The following is a 17,201-nucleotide window of genomic DNA, read 5'->3' as shown; positions in this document are numbered from 1 at the left end:
CGGCATGCCGCTCGCCGCCGAGCGCCTCGCCCAGGGCGGCGGCGCGGCGATGCACGCGCGCTTCGTGCGCGACCTCGGTGGCCTGCAGGCCGCCGATGTGCTGCGCCTGGCCGGGCAGTGGGAGGCCTGGCTGCGCTCCAAGGACGCGCTCGCCGCCGGCTTCGGGCTGCCCGAGCTCGCCGGCTGGATGCAGCGCTGGGTGAGCGACCTCGCCGCGCTGCGCCTCGGTGGCCGGGTGCGCTTCTTCCCCGCGCAGGAGGGCGTGCTCGCCGCGCTGGCGGCCCGCACGAGCGTGGCCGCGGCGAGCGCCTGCTACAATGAGCTCGCCCAGATCCGCAAGGTTTCGCGCCATCCGCTGAGCCTGAGGCTGGTGCTGGAGGACATGCTGATGCGCTACGCCCGTGCCGTCGCCGGAGCCCGAGGATGACCCAAGCCGCCCGTCCCGCCGTCAGCCGTCCGAGCGTGCTGTCGCTCAACATCAGCTCCAAGTCGGCGCTCTACGCGGCCTACATGCCCTTCCTGGTCAATGGCGGGATCTTCGTGCCCACGCCCAAGAACTACAAGCTGGGCGACGAGGTCTTCATGCTGCTGCAGCTCATGGACGACGCCACTCGCCACCCGGTCGCCGGAAGCGTGGTCTGGGTGACCCCGGACGGCGCGCAGGGCGGCAAGACCCAGGGCATCGGCGTGCAGTTCTCGGCGGACGAGTCGAGCCGGGTGCTGCGCGACCGCATCGAGAAGGTGCTCGCCGGCCACCTCGGCTCCAGCCGGCCCACGCACACGCTCTGAGCGCCCCGGCCAGGGCTCGGCCCGCGGCGCTTGGCGCGAGCCCATCGACGCCGACTTCATCGACACCCGCTTCATCAACACGCCCAGGACCCGGATGTTCGTCGATTCACACTGTCATCTCGATTTCCCCGGCCTCGCCGAGCGCGAGGACGCGATCCTCGCCACCATGGCGGCCAACGACGTCGGCACGGCGCTGTGCATCAGCGTGCGGCTCGAGGAGTTCCCGCGTGTGCTTGCGCTCGCCGAGCGCCACGCCCACCTGTGGGCCTCGGTCGGCGTGCATCCGGACAACGCCGACTGCGAGGAGCCCGACCTCGCCCGCCTGCTCGCGCTCGCCGACCACCCCCGCGTGGTGGCGATCGGCGAGACCGGGCTCGACTATCACTGGCACAAGGACGCGCCCGAGTGGCAGCGCGAGCGCTTCCGGGTGCACATCCGCGCCGCGCGCGCGACGGGCAAGCCGCTGGTCATCCACACCCGCAGCGCCGCCGCGGATACGCTGCGCCTGATGCGCGAGGAGGGCGCGGGCGAGGTGGGCGGGGTGATGCACTGCTTCACCGAGAACTGGGAGGTCGCCGAGGCCGCGCTCGAACTCGGCTTCTACATCTCCTTCTCGGGCATCGTGAGCTTTCGCAACGCGAAGGAGCTCAAGGAGGTCGCCCGCCGCGTGCCGCTCGACCGCCTGCTGATCGAGACCGATTCCCCCTATCTCGCCCCGGTGCCGCACCGCGGCAAGACCAACGAGCCCGGCTGGGTCGTGCATGTCGCCGAGGAGATCGCCCGCCTGCGCGAGCTTTCCCTGGCGCAGGTCGAGCAAGCCACCACCGACAACTTTTTCCGCCTCTTCCGCCATGCACAAAGACCTGCCTGATTCCCGCCCGCCCATGTCCTCCACGCTGCGCCGCCTGGCGCTGGCCGCCGCCTTCGTCGCCAGCGGCATGGCGGCGCAGGGCGCGCTCGCCGCCACGCTCGCCGACGCGCTCTCCGCCGCCAGCATGGGCGACGCGAAGGGGCTCGTCAGCCTGATCCAGCGCGGGCTCGACCCCGACACCGTCGACGCGCAGGGCAATACCTTGCTGATCCTCGCCGCGCGCGAGGGCCACACCGCGGCCGTGGAGGCGCTGGCGAAGAACCGCGCCCGCCTCGACTACCGCAACCCGGCGGGCGACTCCGCGCTGATGCTGGCCGTGCTGCGCGGCCACGAGGACGCGGCGCGCGCGCTCATCAAGGCTGGCGCCACCGTCGTGCACGACGGCTGGGCGCCGCTGCACTACGCCGCCTTCGAGGGCCGCGACAAGCTCATCGACGAGCTCATCGCCGCCGGCGCCGAGCTCAACGCCCCCGCGCCCAACAAGGCCACGCCGCTGATGCTGGCCGCGCGCAACGGCCACATCGAGGTGGTGCGCCGCCTGCTGGCGCAGCCGCAGACCGATCTCAACGCGCTCAACGAAGCCGGCCTCTCGGCCGACGCCTGGGCGCTGCAGAACAACAACACCGACATCGCCGAACTGATCCAGGCCGAGCGCAAGCGCCGCGGCATCCGTCCGCCAGCGATGAAGATCACCATCGAGTGATGCCCTTCGGGCGGCCGTCGTGCCGCCTGCGCTCCAATCCACCAGGAAACCCAATGAGCAGCCTGCCCAGGTGCCCCGCCTGCAACTCCGAATACACCTACGAGGACGGCGACAACTTCGTCTGTCCCGAATGCGCCCACGAATGGCCGCAGCAGACCGCAGCCGAGACGGCCGAGGCGCACAAGGTGTGGAAGGACGCCAATGGAAACGTGCTGCAGGACGGCGACAGCGTCACCGTGATCAAGGACCTCAAGGTCAAGGGCTCGTCCCTGGTCGTCAAGGTCGGCACCAAGGTCAAGAACATCCGCCTGGTCGAGGGTGACCACGACATCGACTGCAAGATCGACGGCATCGGCGCGATGAAGCTGAAGTCGGAGTTCGTGAAGAAGAACTGAGGCCCGCATTCGCGCCTGCCGGCGCTCCTACAGGAAACCGCGGCGCGTGCGGCGCATGTAGGAGCGGCGGCAGCCGCGAATGGGCGGTGCTACCGCGATGGGCGCCGGTATTTGCGGAGACGCTCAATTCGCGCCTGCCGGCGCTCCTACAGGAAACCGCGGCGCGTGCGGCGCATGTAGGAGCGGCGGCAGCCGCGAAGCTCTACGCCCTCAGTCGCGGAACTTCGGCGGCTGCTTGGTCAGTCCTGCGCGGATGGCCGTCTGCAGATCCTCGGAAAGAAGCATTGCCGCATTCCAGGTGGCGACGCGGTCGAGGCCGTCGGCGACGCTGTGGTCGCGGGCGTGATTGAGCATGTCCTTGGTGCCGCGGATCGCCAGCGGCGACTTGGCGGCGATGGCCTGGGCGAGCTGCATCACTCCCTCCATCAAGGCCTCGTGCGTGTCGAAGACCCGGTTCACCAGGCCGATGCGCCCGGCCTCCGCGCCGTCCACCCGGCGCCCGGTGTAGGCCAGCTCGCGCACCATGCCCTCGCCGATCAGGCGCGGCAGGCGCTGCAGGCTGCCGACGTCGGCGACCATGCCGAGGTCGACCTCCTTGACCGAGAAATACGTCCCCGCCGCGCAGTAGCGCATGTCGGCGCAGGCGATCAGGTCCACGCCGCCGCCCACGCACGCGCCGTGGATGGCGGCGAGCACCGGCTTGCGGCAGCGCTCCAGGCTGGTGAGCGTGTCCTGCAGGTCGAGGATCAGGTTGCGCAGGTTCTCGCGCGTGCGCGCCTCGCAGGCGTCCTTCACCGTGGGGAGGATGCCCATCATCATCTGCAGGTCGATGCCGGCGCAGAAGTGCTCGCCGGCGCCGTGCACCACCGCCACGCGCACCGCCGGCGTGCGGTCAACCCACTGCATCGCGGTGCGCAGGTCCTGCCACATCTGCAGGTTCATCGCGTTGGCCTTGTCGGGGCGGTTCAGCGTCACCAGCGCGACCTGGCCGTCGAGGCCGATGCGCAGGGTGTCGAACTGCGGCAGGGGGATGCCGGCGCCCCCGAGGGAGGCGGGCAGCTGCCCGGCGAGCAGGGCTGGGGCTGAAGCGGCCTTCTCGATACTGGCGGCGAGCTCGATGCCCTGCTTGATCGCGCGCTTGGCGTCGAGCTCGGCGGCCACGTCGGCGCCACCGATCAGGTGCACCCGCATGCCGGCCTCGAGCAGCGCGGCCTGGAGTTCGCGCTGCGGCTCCTGGCCGGTGCACAGGATCACGTTGTCGACCGCCAGCACCTCGTCCTTGCCGGCGATCGTCACGTGCAGGCCGGCGTCGTCGATGCGATGGTAGGTGACGCCCGCGATCATCTTCACGCCACGGTTCTTCAGCGCGGTGCGGTGGATCCAGCCGGTGGTCTTGCCCAGGCCCTCACCGACCTTGCTCGCCTTGCGCTGCAGCAGCACGAGCTCGCGCGGGGCGGTTTCCAGTTGGGGCTGTGTGAGCCCGCCGCGGCGCGCGTAGTTCGCGTCGATGCCCCACTCGGCGTAGAACTTCGCCGGTTCCAGGCTGGGGCTGACGCCTTCGTGGCTCAGGTACTCCGCGACGTCGAAGCCGATGCCGCCCGCGCCGAGTATCGCCACCCGGCGCCCCACCGGTTTCCTGTCCCTCAGCACGTCGAGGTAGCCGAGCACCTTGGGATGATCCACGCCCTCGATCTCCGGCACGCGCGGCACGATGCCGCTGGCGAGAACGACCTCGTCGAACTGGCCGGCGAGTTCGGCGGCCGACACGCGGGTGTTGAGCTTGAGCACGACGCCGGTCTGCTCGACGCGGCGGCCGAAGTAGCGCAGGGTCTCGGCGAACTCCTCCTTGCCCGGGATCTGCATCGCGATGTTGAACTGCCCGCCGATGCGCGCGCCGGCCTCGAACAGGGTCACCTTGTGGCCGCGCTCGGCGGCGGTGGTGGCGAAGGCGAGGCCCGCCGGGCCGGCGCCGACCACGGCGATGGTGCGCGGCGTGGTGGTCGGCTCGATCACCAGCTCGGTCTCGTGGCAGGCACGCGGGTTCACCAGGCACGAGGTGATCTTGCCCGCGAAGGTGTGGTCGAGGCAGGCCTGATTGCAGGCGATGCAGGTGTTGATGTCGGCGCCGCGGCCTTCGGCGGCCTTGTTCACGAAATCCGGGTCGGCGAGGAAGGGCCGTGCCATCGACACCATGTCGGCCTTGCCCTCGGCGAGGATGGCCTCGGCGATCTCGGGGGTGTTGATGCGGTTGGTGGCGATCAGCGGGATGCCGATGTGGTCCTTGAGCTTCTGCGTCACCCAGGCGAAGCCGGCACGTGGCACGCAGGTGGCGATGGTGGGGATGCGCGCCTCGTGCCAGCCGATGCCGCTATTGATCAGCGTGGCGCCGGCGGCCTCGATCGCCTGCGCGAGCTGCACCACCTCCTCGAAAGTGGAGCCGCTCTCGATCAGGTCGAGCATGGACAGCCGGTAGATGAGGATGAACTCGCGCCCGAGGCGCTCGCGCGTGCGGCGCACGATCTCGACGGCGAAGCGGATGCGGTTCTCATAGGCGCCGCCCCATTCGTCGGTGCGCTTGTTGGTGTGAGCGACGATGAACTCGTTGATCAGGTAGCCCTCGGAACCCATGATCTCGACGCCGTCGTAGCCGCCTTCGCCGGCGAGCTCGGCGCAGCGCACGAAGTCTTCGATCGTGCGCTCGACGTCGGCGGTGGACAGCTCCCGCGGCGGGAAGGGCGCGATCGGCGCCTGGATCGGGCTGGGCGCGACCAGCTCGGGGTGATAGGCGTAGCGGCCGAAGTGCAGGATTTGCATGGCAATCTTGCCGCCCTCGCGATGCACCGCGTCGGTGATCACGCGGTGGCGGGCGGCTTCTTCAGCGCTGGTCAGCGTGGCGCCGCCGCTCCACGGCCGGCCCTCGAGGTTGGGCGCGATGCCGCCGGTGACGATCAGGCCGACGCCGCCGCGCACGCGCTCGGCGTAGAACGCGGCCATGCGCTCTAACCCCCCCTCGGCCTCCTCCAGGCCGACGTGCATCGAGCCCATCAGGAAGCGGTTGGGCAGGGTGGTGAAGCCGAGGTCCAGGGGACGGAAGAGGTTCGGGTAGGTGGCCATCGTCTCGCTCGCGGATTTTTATAGGGGGCTGGTCGCATGGCCGGGCGGCAGGGGAGGGCCGCCGCGCGCGCGGGAGAGGGGAGGGAGATACGCGCGGGGCGGGGGAGGCCTGCACCATCCACCGGCCTTCCGACTATGCAACCAGTTGCAGGACTGTAGAAGATCCGCGCCCACTATGCAACGCGTTGCATGGTCGCGCCGCGGGCGGCTAGACTCCGTCCATGTCGCTCGCCCACGCCCTGCTCACCTCGCTGCTCGAACAACCCTCGTCCGGCTACGAGCTGGCGCGGCGTTTCGACAAGTCGATCGGCCATTTCTGGCAGGCCACCCACCAGCAGATCTACCGTGAGCTCGGCCGCATGGAGAAGGCGGGCTGGATCCGCTCCGACGCCGACCCCGACGCCGGCCGCACCCGCAAGCGCAGCTACGGTGTGCTGCCCGCCGGGCGCGACGAGCTGATGCGCTGGGCCGCCGAGGCTGCGCCGCTGCCCGAACTGCGCGACGAGTTCATGGTTCGCCTGCGCGCCGACGCGGTCGTCGGGCCGCTCGGCCTGCTGCCCGAGCTCGAGCGTCGCCGCGCACTCCACGCCGACAAGCTGCGCGCCTACCGCGCCATCGAGGCGCGGGACTTTCCCGCGGACGCTGAAGCCACGCGCCAGCGCCGCATCCACCACCTCATCCTCAAGGCCGGCATCCAATACGAGCAGGGCTGGGTCGCATGGTGCGACGAGGCAATGCGCGAACTGGGCAGGGCGTGAACGCTTGGAGCGGAACGCCTACAAAAGGATGGGCAATCGTTTGCCATCAAATTGTTCTGGCAGTATCGTTCAAGTGCCGCGCCGCCGGCACCAACCCCGAGAAACCACCAGGAAAACAACAATGGCCCGTACCAATGTCCATCGGCTGCGTGTCGCGTTCAGCGACTGCGACCCCGCGCAGATCGTGTTCTTCGCAAATTACTTCAAGTGGTTCGATACGTCCTTCGCCGAACTGATGGGCGCCTGCGGTGTGCCGAGCTGGCGCGAGACCGCAGCGCACAACGGCATCATCGGCGCGCCGCTGGTCGACGCGCAGGCGACCTTCCGCAACTCGGCGACTTATGGCGAGGACCTCGAGGTCGAATCCTGGGTCGAGCACTGGGGGCGCAAGAGTTTCGTCGTGCGCCACATCGTACGCCGGGGCGAGACCGTGCTGTGCATGGGCCGCGAGGTCCGCATCTTCGCCGTCCAGGATCCGGACGATCCGCTGCGCATCAAGGCCGTCCCCATCCCCGAGGATATCCGCGCGCTCTGCAGCTGAGCGCTTCGCTTCGTTTGCGCCGGAGCACCCGGCCCGCGAGCGGATCGCGGGCCAGTCACACGCCCTCAAGCCCCTGCGTAGCGTTCCAGCCAGTGCGCGTATGGCGCCGGCAGCACCCAGGTCGGGCGCTCGACGCCCAGGGCGCGCGCGGCGCGCATCGGCCAGTGCGGGTTGGCGAGGTGGGCGCGGCCCACCATGACCAGGTCGAGCTGGCCGTCGCGCACGCAGGCGTCGGCGATCGCCGGGTTGTCGATCCCCCAGGCCGCGGCCACCGGCAGCCCGGCCTCGCGGCGCACGCGCGCGGCCACCGGGGCGAGGAAGGCGGGGCCCCAGGGCACCTTGGCCTTCAGGGTCGAGAAGCCGACGCTGACGTTGAGGAAGTCCAGCCCCTCGAGCTTGAAGTTGCGCGCGAGCTCGATCGACTCGGCTAGCGTCTCCTCGTCGCGGCCGTCGTATTCGATCACGCCGAAGCGCACCGTCAGCGGCAGGTTCTCCGGCCACACCGCGCGCACCGCGCGCACGGTCTCGACCAGGAAGCGGCTGCGGTTCTCGAAGCTGCCGCCGTAGGCGTCGCTGCGCTGGTTGGCGTGCACCGAGAAGAAGCACTGGCCGAGGTAGCCGTGGGCGAAGTGCAGCTCCAGCCACTCGAAGCCGGCCGCGCGTGCGCGCTTCGCGGCGGCGACGAAGTCGGCGCGCACGCGGTCGATGTCGTCCACCGTCATCTCGCGCGGCACCTTGGGCAGGTGGGCGCCGAAGGCCGTGGCCGAGGGCGACAGGGTGTCCCAGCCGCGCACATCGTCGGCGGCGATGTGGTCGTCGCCCTCCCACGGGCGGTTGGCGCTGGCCTTGCGGCCGGCGTGGCCGATCTGGATGCCGGGCACCGCGCCCGCGGCCTTGATCGAGGCCGCGATCGGCGCCAGCGCGGCGGCCTGCGCGTCGTTCCACAGGCCGAGGCAGCCCGGGGTGATGCGGCCTTCGGGCGACACCGCGGTGGCCTCGACGATGAGCAGCCCGGCGCCGCCGCGCGCGAGCGCGGGGTAGTGCACGCGGTGCCAGTCGTTGACCACGCCGTCGGTGGCCGAGTACTGGCACATCGGCGGGATGGCGATGCGGTTGCGCAGGGTGAGGTCCTTGAGCTTGAAGGGCTGGAAGAGGGCGGTCATGAGCGATGTGGTTCCGATGGAGCGACGCCGGCCGCGTGGCGGCCGGATGGGAAGGATGTGCGAGGGGATGCTGGGGCCGACGGGCCGATCAAGGGCGGGAAGGTAGCGGACAAGCGCCGCGCGCGTCCACTCGGCATTGCCTCGGCGCTACAACCCAAGCGCACGGCCCGGCGCCTGCCGACGCTCGGGCCGTGCGCACTGCGCCCGTGGAACCACCGGGGGCGGGAGACCCCTCAGCAGCCGCAGCCGCATCGGCAATGCGATTTCGGCGTCCAGCTCACGCCGTCGAAGCTTCCCTTGTCGTGCGTGCAGCAATGCCGGTGGCGGCTCGCTCCGGTCTTCAGCAGCAGGCGCTGCCCACCGATGGCGCGACCCTTGGCGTCGAGCTCGATCATGTCGAGTTCGAACACCTGGGCCCCGGTCGGGCGCCGCCCGTCGGGCACGAACTGCACATGCACCGTGCCGAAGCTGCCGGCCTTGAGCGGCGGGCCGACGATCTCGGCACCCGAACGCGTGATGAACAGGCGACCGTCCTGCAGGCGCTCGAAGCCGTCGCCCTTCACGCCTTCCTTCACCCATTCGAGCAGTGCCTCGCCGCGGAACTCCACCAGCAGGTGGCCCCAGTCGAAGAGCGAGAAGCCGCGCCGCTTCGGGGTGCGCAACAGCAGCCGCGTCGCACGCCGTTCGCGCGTGAAGCGTCCGATCACCACGTCCGCGTAGCGCGCACCGTCGCCGTCGGTGTCGACGATCGAGATGTTCTTCCACACGATGTTGTTGTTGTTCTGCACGTTGGCGTAGAGGTTGGCGGTCTCGGCAAAGCTCATGCCGAAGGGCGCGGTGGCCGAGGTCTCGATGCGGGCGAGCAGGCAGAAGTGCGCTTTGTCCGCGCCGAAGGCCGCGTAGTCCGACGGGTCGGGTGGCGTCCAAGTGAACTCGACGATCTCGGTGTCGCCGCCGTTCACGCTCACCGCCTGGCTGCCCACGAGCCCACCCATCAGCGCCGGGCTGGCCACGCTGCCGTCCCAGGGCGCCGGCCACGACAGGGAGCTCGAGGCCTTCGCCCAGTACAGCCTGAGCGTGCCGCTTTGCGCCGCGGCGCCGGCACAGCCGCGGTTGCGCACGCGCACGTAGACGTAGTTGGTCTGCTCGCCATTGGGGTTCTGGTGGTCCTGGTTGGCGAGGCCATCGGCCACGTTGCGCACCCAGATGTCGTCGCTGATCCACATCGGGTTGGTGCTCGCATCCGGCTCGGCGCCCACGTCGTCGGCGTTGTCCTGCATCCACAGGTCGGGCGCGGGCGAGCCGCCGCTCACCGGGACCAGCCCGTCCGAGGCCAGCAGGCCGGTGCGCGCGACCATCAGCGTCGCGTTCATGCGCGTGACCTGGTCCTGGCTGAACATGAACATTCCGGCGTCGTCGGTGTAGTCCATGTAGTTCATGTACATGTCGCCGTTCGGGCCGTTGCCGCAGGAGACGCGGATGCCCGCGGGGTTGCCGTAGGTCTCGTCGGCCTGGTTGGGGGTGTCGGCGCACATGTCGGTGCCGCTGCACTGGTCGGGCAGCGCGGTGTCGTCGCCCCAGATGTGGATGAGGTTGAGCCAGTGGCCGATCTCGTGGGTGGCGGTGCGGTCCAGGTTGAAGGGCGCGCTGGCCGTGCCCATGGTGCCGAAGGCCTGCGTATCGACCACGAAGCCGTCGAGCGCCGCGGGGCCTCCGGGGAAGGTGGCGAAGCCGAGCAGGTCGTCGGTGAAGTTCGCCACCCACATGTTGAGGTAGCGGTCCGAAGGCCACGGGTCGGCCCCGCCGGTCGCCGCCGACTTGACGTTGTTGCGGGTCGCTTTGGTGAAGCCGGTGGTCGCCGTGTTTGTGCGCGTGATCCCGGTCGTGGCGCCGCAGTTAGGGTCGCGCACGGCGAGCGCGAACTCGATGCGGGCGTCCGCGGCCACGCCGGAGAAGTGGGCCGGCACGCTCGCGGCGTCTGCATTCGTGCGGCGGAAGTCGGCGTTGAGGACGTCGATCTGCGACTGGATCTGCGCATCGCTGACGTTCTGTGCCGCGGTGTTCCAGACCACATGCACCACCACCGGGATGCGCACGACCCCGGTGCGCAGGCCCTCGGCGGCATAGCGCGCGATGAACTGGCGCGTCTCGAGCTCGATCTCCCGGCGCCTGCGGCGATACTCGGGGTAGAGATGGGCGAGACGGCGATGCTCTTCCATCGTCGCGCAAGTGCGGTGACGCCGCTGCTCGGACGGTTCCTTGTCCTTGGTCCTGGCCATGATGGGCTCCTGTCGCAGGCTGCGGTCGATACCCGCTCCACGCGCTCGTGCCTGCTGGTGCGCTGCCTGGTACGCGCGCCGACACGAGAAAGCGAAGAGGGCTCGACCCGGGGTGACGGCATGTGGATGCCGCCGGAAGCGAACGCGCGGCAAGCTCCGGAAAGGTCTCGGAAAGCCTGCGCGATAGAACGGTAAGGCGCTGATTCGTAACTGCTAATTCAGCATAGAGTAGGGGTGGCGCGAGTCAAGGTGCATGTGGACGCATCGCCCGGCGAGAGGGCGTGCGCGGTGCGCCGCAGCGCATGCATAATCCGCCCATGCCGAGAACCTTCTTCCTCTTCGACCGCCCCGAGTCGGTCGCCACCTGGTCGGCGATCGACGATCGCGTCATGGGCGGCGTGTCGCGCAGCACGCTGCGCTTCGATCCGGCCGGCCACGCGGTGTTTGCCGGCACGGTGTCGGCGGACAACAACGGCGGCTTCGCCTCGGTGCGCAGCGCGGTGGCGCAGCCGGCAGCCGGGGACTTCGAGACGGAAGGGGGCGAGGCGGGAGGGTTCGACGCCATAGAGCTCGACGTGCGCGGCGACGGCCGCCGCTACAAGCTCAACCTGCGCACCGACCGCAACTTCGACGGCGTCAATTACCAGGCGGCCTTCACCCCGCCTGCGGGCGAGTGGGGCCGGTTACGCCTGTCGATGGACCTCTTCCTGCCGAGCTACCGCGGCCGCGCGGTGCCCGAGGCGCCGCCGTTGCGCGGAGCCCGCATCGAGCAGCTCGGCCTGATGATCGCGGATCGCCAGTTCGGCGGCTTCGAGCTCGCGATCCGGGCGATCCGTGCGCTCGGAGCGGGTGACATGGGGCTTGGAACGAGGCGGCGAATGAGCTGAGTCAGGCACATGGCGCAGGCACACTCATATTCATATTCGGGCAAATAATACAAGCAAATCGTAATATACTGGACGCCTTCTAAGAAAAGGAGGAGCCGGTATGTTCGGAATACGTATGTTCGCAGCGCTGACGGCGGGGTTGGCCCTGTCGGGCGGCGCAGCGCTGGCGGCGGGCGATGTCGCGAACGGTGAGAAGATCGCCTTGCAGGGCGACGGTGTCGGGGCGCCCTGCATCGCATGCCATGGCCCGGATGGCGCGGGTGTGGATGAGGCCGGCTTCCCGCGCCTGCCCGGGCTCCCCGCCGACTACATCGCCAAGCAGATCCGCGACTACAAGTCGGGCGCGCGCAACAACCCGGTCATGCAGGCCAACCTGTCCAGCCTGAGCGAGGCGCAGATCGTCGACGTGGCGGCCTACTACGCCGGCCTGCCGGTTCCGGCCATGCCCGGCAAGCCGGCGCCCGCCGAGGCGATGGCGCTGGGCGAGAAGCTGGCGACCCAGGGCGACTGGAGCCGGCACCTGCCCGCGTGCGAGAGCTGTCACGGCCCGGGCAGCGCGGGCGTCGATGCAAACTTCCCCGGCATCGCCGGCCAGCACGCGACCTACATTCGCCAGCAGCTCGAGGCCTGGCGGCAGGGTGCGCGCGCCAACGACCCGCTCGACGTCATGAGCGCCGTGGCCGAGCGCCTGACCGAAGCCGAGATCGACGCCGTCGCGGCCTACCTCGCCGCCCAACCGGTCCAGTCTGCGCAGGGAGGTGCGAAATGACCCAAGCCAATGCCTTGATCCTCGCCCTGGCCGCCACCTTCGCCGCGCCTGCCGCCCTTGCCGCCGACGCCCGGGTGCCGATCAAGCTCCCCGCGTACAAGGACGGCGCCTACGTGCATCAGGCACCGACGCTCGACGAGCTGATGCGCGACGAGAGCCTCCATCCCGAACTGCGCAAGGTCATCCTCAAGGGGCGCGACCTGTTCGAGAACACCCAGCAGCTGCGCGGCAAGTACGTCTTCAACGACATGAGCTGCAGCAACTGCCACATCGGCGGAGGCGGCTACAACTGGTCCGGCCCGGTGTGGCCCGCGGCAACGACGCTGCCGGACTACCGTGGCAAGAACGGCCACGTGAACTCGCTCGAGGAGCGCATCGCCGGCTGCTTCGCCTATTCGATGAACGGCACGTCGCCCGTCTACGGCAGCGACGAGATGCTGGCCCTAAGCGCGTACCACCAGTGGCTGGCGACCAAGGCGCCGGTGTACGAGCGCAAGATCGGCGGGCGCGGTTTCAACCACCTCGGCAACAAGATCCCCGAGGACGTCAGCTACGAGGCCGGCCAGTCCGTCTACCGCGACAACTGCGCGCTGTGCCATGGCGACGACGGCGCCGGCAAGAAGGTCGACGGCAAGGTGGTCTTCCCCGCGTTGTGGGGCGACACCTCCTACAACTGGGGCGCCGGCATCGCGCGCGTCTACACCGCGGCCTCGTTCATCCATCTCAACATGCCGCTCGGCAAGCCGGGATCACTGAGCGAGAAGGAGGCCTGGAACGTCGCCTGGTACATCAACAGCCAGGAACGGCCGCAGGACCCGCGCTACACCGGCGACGCCCGCGAGACGCGCGAGAAGCACCTCGGCTTCCACAAGCACTCGCGCTACGGCACCGAGTTCAACGGCAAGGTGCTGGGCCAGCACGACAACACCGGCGAGAAACCTTTTCTCAAGCCGGAATCACTGAAGTCGCGCAGCTTCAACTTCGACTGACGAGCCAGGCGGAGCGACGGAGACGGTCGCTCCGCCACGATCCTGCGCTCGCCCCGGCGGGCGTCTCCGCCGGACGGGCGCCGCAGCTCAGTGATCGTTCCCCGCGTAGATCCACATCGGCACCGTGCGCCCGGCGCGGGTAAAGCCCATCGCCTCGTAGAACGCCACCGCGTCGCCGTCGGCGGTGAGCATCAGCTGGTGGAAGTCGCGGTAGCGCGCGAGCATCGCCGCCATCAGCCGGCGCCCGACGCCCTGGCGCTGGAACGCCGGCAGCACCAGCATGTGCGGGAAATACGCCACCAGGTGCCCGTCCGAGATCGCATTGACCAGGCCCACCAGCCGCCCGTCCATGCGCGCGGTCGCCAGCGCGTGCGAGTCGCGCAGCGCGCGCATCAGCAGCTCGGGCTTCTCGGCGGACGACCAGCGATTGGCGACGTAGAGCGCCAGCACCTCGTCGTGCTCGACGGTGTCGGACAGGGAGACGACGACGTCGGCGGGCATGCGCGGAGACTCCGGGGGCAGTGGCGGGGGGATCGGGAAAGCGGCCGGAAGCTCAGACCGCCGCGAGCATCGCCTGCAGCGTCTGCGCCCCATAGGGCGACAGCAGCCAGGCGAGCGCCGCGCAGTTGAGCACCACGGTGATCCAGTAGGTGGTCTGGAACGAGGCCTTGGAAGACTTGTGGCGGAGCAGCCGCTGCGCCGCCAGCGCCCCCGGCCAGCCGCCGAGCAGCGAGAACAGGTGCAGCGTGTTCTCCTTGACGCGCCAGGCGTCGCGCACCGCGGCCGACTTGTCGTGCCCGTAGGCGAGGAAGGCCACCACGCTCGCCGCCGCGTACAGCCCGAGCACCGCCAGCGGCAGCCGCCCGAGCCAGGCCAGCACCCCCAGCAAGACGAAGAAAGCCGCCGCGAACAGCGGGGGCAGGGCGCTGCGCCCCGGCGCGGCCCGCGCCACTGCGCGCTCTCCGACGAAGGCGACGGCCTTCGCCTGCGGCCGCCCCTTGGCATCGGTGGCGAGCTCGTAGCTGACGAGCTCGTTGCCCTCCGGCCGGCGCTGGCGGTTGGCGAGGCTGCTGACATGAAGGAAGACCGGCTCGCCGCCGCCGTTGGGCGTGATGAAGCCGAAGCCTTTGTCGTCCTTCCAGGTGGTGATCTTTCCTTGGTGGCGCATGGGGTGGGGTGTCGATGCGGAGGAGGAGCGGATGATGACAGGGGGGACAGAGAATGTCTGTGACAGGCGACTCGATTCGACCCGTTGCAGTCATTGAGCTTCGGGAAGAGCTGTCATTCAACGCTGCGCGTAACCGGCAGGCGAAAGCGGCAGAGCGAAGCGGCGCCGCTTTCGGCTGCCCGAGTTCACGCGCTTGTTAGCCATTCTTGTCTTGTTGAGATTCTGCATACGCTTCGGATTCCCGTGCCAGCCCCATTCCGAAATCCACCATGTGATCGGGAAACAGGACACCCAGCCGCTGATTTTTTCGGTTTCTACCCAGGTCTCTCCTTTCAAGAAAGATCTCCACCTGCTCTCGTATTTCGTCACCCAAACAGCTGAGCACGTACTTGATGAACGCTTCGACTGCGGCAAGATCAGCTGTGATCTTTCCGATTCCCGAAGCCTCAATCGAGACTCCGACGGACTGCTGCCAAAGGGTGCGGTATTGCTTCAGGGCCTCCGCACTCGGAATGCATTCTCCCTGATCGCATAAGCACCTGAAAATAGTCGTTCACATTCAACATCTTATGCATTCACCTTGTGGACCCTTCGAAAATCACGTCTACTCTCGTCTTTTGGGCGAAGAGCGTGAGTGCGACGCAGAGGGGTTCCCTGATGAGCTATCTGGACGAAATCGATGATCCGCGCAAGCCGAGTAACGGGACCTTGCACGACTTCCGGGAGATCCTGGTGATCCTGATCGCCGCCGTGCTCTCGGATTGCGACACGGTCGAGGACATCACCTTCTGGGCGCGCACCAAGGAGGCGTGGTTGCGCCGCTTCCTCGTGCTCAAGAACGGCATCCCGTCCGAGGAGACCTTCCTGCGGATCCTGCGCGCGCTCGATCCGAAGCAGTTCGAGAACATGTTCCGGCGCTGGGTGGGCGGCGTGGTCGGTGCGCTCAGCGACGATGCGGGCCTGGCTGGCACGATTGCGGTCGACGGCAAGACCGTGCGCGGCTCGGGCACGGGCGGCGAGAGTGCGATCCACATGGTCAGCGCCTTCGCCACCGAGCTGGGACTGGTGCTCGGCCAGGAGAAGGTCGCCACCAAGAGCAATGAAATAACGGCGATTCCCGAGCTGCTCGAGGCGCTGTCGATCAAGGGACTGCTGGTCACGATCGACGCGATGGGCTGCCAGAAAAGCATTGCCAAACAGATCGTTGCGAAGAAGGGCGACTACCTGCTGATGGTCAAGGGTAACCAGCCCAAGCTGCTCGAAGCGATCGAGATCGCCTTCATCGACCAGCACGGCGTCGAGTCGGTCGACCGCAGCGCGCTGGTCGAGCGCGGCCATGGACGCACCGTTGGGCAGATCGCCTCGGTGCTGTCGTCCAAGGGCATCGTCGATCCGGGCGACTGGCCCAAGTGTGTGACGATTGGGCGCATCGACTCCATGCGGGTCGTCGGCGACAAGGAATCCGATCTGGAGCGGCGTTACTACATCAGCTCGCGCGCCCTCACCGCCGAGCAACTGGCTGCAGCGGTGCGAGCGCACTGGGGCGTGGAGAACCGGCTTCACTGGATCCTCGACGTCAGCTTCAGCGAGGACGCCAGCACGGTGGCCAAAGATAATGCGCCGCAGAACCTGTCGATGCTGCGCAAGATCGCGCTCAACATCATCCGCGCCGACAAGACCGACACGCGCAAGAGCAGCCTTCGGCTCAAGCGCAAGGGGGCGGCGTGGGATGACGGAGTACGGGAGCGCATGCTGGGGATCAGATCGATATGCTAGGCGAGTGCGGAGGCCCTGGGTATTGCTTAAACACCGGCACTGTTCCATTAAAGAACACTTCGTCAAACTTCAATTTGTCGAGAACGACATTTCCGTGCAGCAGGTCGTTCCGTTCATTTACTACAGAGTTGTAGGTCGCGCATGGCGCGGAAGACCAATCCACAGGCGCACTAAAGCCAATACAGTTGATATGGAGCGATTGCGCTTTCACATCGATATTCGCACGCACCGCGGTGTCGTACAGGCGAGGATTGCTCTTGATGTCGGGACGACATAGTATGAAAAACAGGAGATTCAAAAAGGACTCCGCAAGAACCGGAATCATCATTCTGAGCGCCATCGCGAGGCCCATTCCTCGGTCATAACGTTTGGTCAAAGACGAGAACTCATCATTGAACCTCTGGAAGTCATCAATCGAAGCAGGGTTGGTAAGCGCTTCTTTTGAGGGGTCTAGTTGAAGGAAGTCCAACTCTTCCTTGAGGCGAAGAATCGATTCTCTGAGATTCTTGTACGGGTTTACGAACAGTTCCCAATCTTCCAGCACTTCCTTCCGTATCCGCGACATCTCCTTCCCATGGTTAACTAGGTCATTCTTGACCTCAGCAATGAAGGCGTCTTTTGTGAAGCCCGAGGACTTCCAGTCTCCGAGCAAGTGAACCTCCGTTCGGAAGTTCAGCCCCATAATCATCAGAAGCCCGTTTTCGTGCCCAAGCGTCCAATCCCAGTGAATAAGATTGTCGGAATCATTCCGTCTTAGTAGGTTCTGTAGGCCGTTCGGTTGGCCGAACTTCGCATGCAAGTAGCAATACAGATCGGCCGGCTTGATCTCGTTCTCCAAACGCCAGAGGTCGCCGCCTTTAGGTAGCAGCCCACCGGACAAGATCTTGGCTATGCACGACGGGTGCAACGCCTCGCAAGAATTCAACACATCAGAATCAGCCACGTATGTGCGTCCTCTTATGGCTAACGTGGAGGTCACCGGCGCTGCGCGGCTTTATC

At 67.8% G+C, this 17,201-nt stretch carries 17 protein-coding genes and 1 pseudogene; 11 read left to right on the top strand and 7 right to left on the bottom strand.

The window, feature by feature from the left end; all coding sequences use genetic code 11:
- From C667_RS06580 to C667_RS06560, 5 genes and pseudogenes are all read left to right on the top strand, one after another.
- Window positions 1–427: pseudogene (locus tag C667_RS06580) on the top strand (DNA polymerase III subunit delta'); the annotation flags it as partial.
- Window positions 424–789, top strand: a complete 366-nt coding sequence (locus C667_RS06575; RefSeq protein WP_004358961.1) for a PilZ domain-containing protein — start codon at window positions 424–426, stop codon at window positions 787–789. The pseudogene C667_RS06580 and the gene C667_RS06575, both read left to right, overlap by 4 nt.
- 94 nt (window positions 790–883) lie before the next feature.
- A complete protein-coding gene (locus tag C667_RS06570) occupies window positions 884–1,660 on the top strand; it encodes a TatD family hydrolase (RefSeq protein WP_004358959.1) in 777 nt (258 codons plus the stop codon).
- Complete coding sequence (locus C667_RS06565; RefSeq protein WP_039920897.1) at window positions 1,641–2,363, top strand: ankyrin repeat domain-containing protein; 723 nt, start codon at window positions 1,641–1,643, stop codon at window positions 2,361–2,363. Before C667_RS06570 ends, C667_RS06565 begins: the two co-directional genes overlap by 20 nt.
- 53 nt (window positions 2,364–2,416) lie before the next feature.
- On the top strand, window positions 2,417–2,758 hold the full coding sequence (locus C667_RS06560) for a zinc ribbon domain-containing protein YjdM (protein WP_004358955.1): 342 nt from the start codon (window positions 2,417–2,419) through the stop codon (window positions 2,756–2,758).
- Window positions 2,759–2,968: 210 nt separating this feature from the next.
- Here the strand turns inward: C667_RS06560 and C667_RS06555 are convergent, their stop codons facing one another.
- Window positions 2,969–5,872, bottom strand: a complete 2,904-nt coding sequence (locus tag C667_RS06555) for a crotonase/enoyl-CoA hydratase family protein (protein ID WP_004358953.1) — start codon at window positions 5,870–5,872, stop codon at window positions 2,969–2,971.
- 221 nt (window positions 5,873–6,093) lie between these two features.
- Here C667_RS06555 and C667_RS06550 point away from each other — a divergent pair, with 221 nt between their 5' ends.
- Entirely contained in the window at window positions 6,094–6,630 is a 537-nt protein-coding gene (locus C667_RS06550) for a PadR family transcriptional regulator (protein ID WP_004358952.1), read from the top strand.
- Window positions 6,631–6,751: 121 nt separating this feature from the next.
- Window positions 6,752–7,171 (top strand): acyl-CoA thioesterase, encoded by a 420-nt coding sequence (locus C667_RS06545; RefSeq protein ID WP_004358951.1) that lies wholly within the window; start codon window positions 6,752–6,754, stop codon window positions 7,169–7,171.
- 65 nt (window positions 7,172–7,236) lie between these two features.
- Here C667_RS06545 and C667_RS06540 read toward each other — a convergent pair whose 3' ends face one another.
- Together C667_RS06540 and C667_RS06535 are read right to left on the bottom strand one after the other, a co-directional pair.
- Entirely contained in the window at window positions 7,237–8,334 is a 1,098-nt protein-coding gene (locus tag C667_RS06540) for an NADH:flavin oxidoreductase/NADH oxidase (RefSeq protein ID WP_004358950.1), read from the bottom strand.
- A gap of 233 nt (window positions 8,335–8,567) precedes the next feature.
- The gene (locus C667_RS06535; RefSeq protein ID WP_004358948.1) at window positions 8,568–10,613 is read right to left on the bottom strand and encodes a zinc metalloprotease; all 2,046 of its coding nucleotides are present in this window, start codon (window positions 10,611–10,613) and stop codon (window positions 8,568–8,570) included.
- Window positions 10,614–10,930: 317 nt separating this feature from the next.
- On the opposite strand from C667_RS06535, the gene C667_RS06530 reads away from it, so the two are divergent.
- The 3 genes from C667_RS06530 to C667_RS06520 all read left to right on the top strand — a co-directional run bounded on the left by C667_RS06530 (window position 10,931) and on the right by C667_RS06520 (window position 13,258).
- Complete coding sequence (locus C667_RS06530) at window positions 10,931–11,500, top strand: CIA30 family protein (protein ID WP_004358946.1); 570 nt, start codon at window positions 10,931–10,933, stop codon at window positions 11,498–11,500.
- A 100-nt stretch (window positions 11,501–11,600) separates the two neighbouring features.
- Entirely contained in the window at window positions 11,601–12,269 is a 669-nt protein-coding gene (locus tag C667_RS06525; RefSeq protein WP_039920896.1) for a c-type cytochrome, read from the top strand.
- On the top strand, window positions 12,266–13,258 hold the full coding sequence (locus tag C667_RS06520) for a c-type cytochrome (RefSeq protein ID WP_004358941.1): 993 nt from the start codon (window positions 12,266–12,268) through the stop codon (window positions 13,256–13,258). Before C667_RS06525 ends, C667_RS06520 begins: the two co-directional genes overlap by 4 nt.
- Window positions 13,259–13,345: 87 nt before the next feature.
- Here the strand turns inward: C667_RS06520 and C667_RS06515 are convergent, their stop codons facing one another.
- The 3 genes from C667_RS06515 to C667_RS25620 form a co-directional block, all read right to left on the bottom strand.
- Window positions 13,346–13,759, bottom strand: a complete 414-nt coding sequence (locus C667_RS06515; RefSeq protein WP_004358940.1) for a GNAT family N-acetyltransferase — start codon at window positions 13,757–13,759, stop codon at window positions 13,346–13,348.
- A 52-nt stretch (window positions 13,760–13,811) separates the two neighbouring features.
- Window positions 13,812–14,426, bottom strand: coding sequence for a DUF1294 domain-containing protein (locus tag C667_RS06510; protein WP_004358938.1), 615 nt, complete (start codon window positions 14,424–14,426; stop codon window positions 13,812–13,814).
- A gap of 117 nt (window positions 14,427–14,543) precedes the next feature.
- Window positions 14,544–14,762, bottom strand: a complete 219-nt coding sequence (locus C667_RS25620) for a hypothetical protein (RefSeq protein WP_157302223.1) — start codon at window positions 14,760–14,762, stop codon at window positions 14,544–14,546.
- Between the two features lie 321 nt (window positions 14,763–15,083).
- On the opposite strand from C667_RS25620, the gene C667_RS06505 reads away from it, so the two are divergent.
- A complete protein-coding gene (locus tag C667_RS06505; RefSeq protein ID WP_004357766.1) occupies window positions 15,084–16,202 on the top strand; it encodes an ISAs1 family transposase in 1,119 nt (372 codons plus the stop codon).
- Here C667_RS06505 and C667_RS25615 read toward each other — a convergent pair.
- Window positions 16,186–17,145 carry a hypothetical protein gene (locus C667_RS25615; protein ID WP_157302221.1) on the bottom strand — a complete coding sequence of 320 codons (960 nt, stop codon included), beginning with the start codon at window positions 17,143–17,145 and terminating at the stop codon, window positions 16,186–16,188. The two genes, C667_RS06505 and C667_RS25615, sit on opposite strands and share 17 nt — an antisense overlap.
- Between the last annotated feature and the right edge of the window lie 56 nt (window positions 17,146–17,201).

Source organism: Thauera phenylacetica B4P, assembly GCF_000310225.1.
In the GTDB taxonomy this organism is placed as follows: domain Bacteria; phylum Pseudomonadota; class Gammaproteobacteria; order Burkholderiales; family Rhodocyclaceae; genus Thauera; species Thauera phenylacetica.
This window is presented reverse-complemented; position numbering and strand designations above follow the sequence as displayed.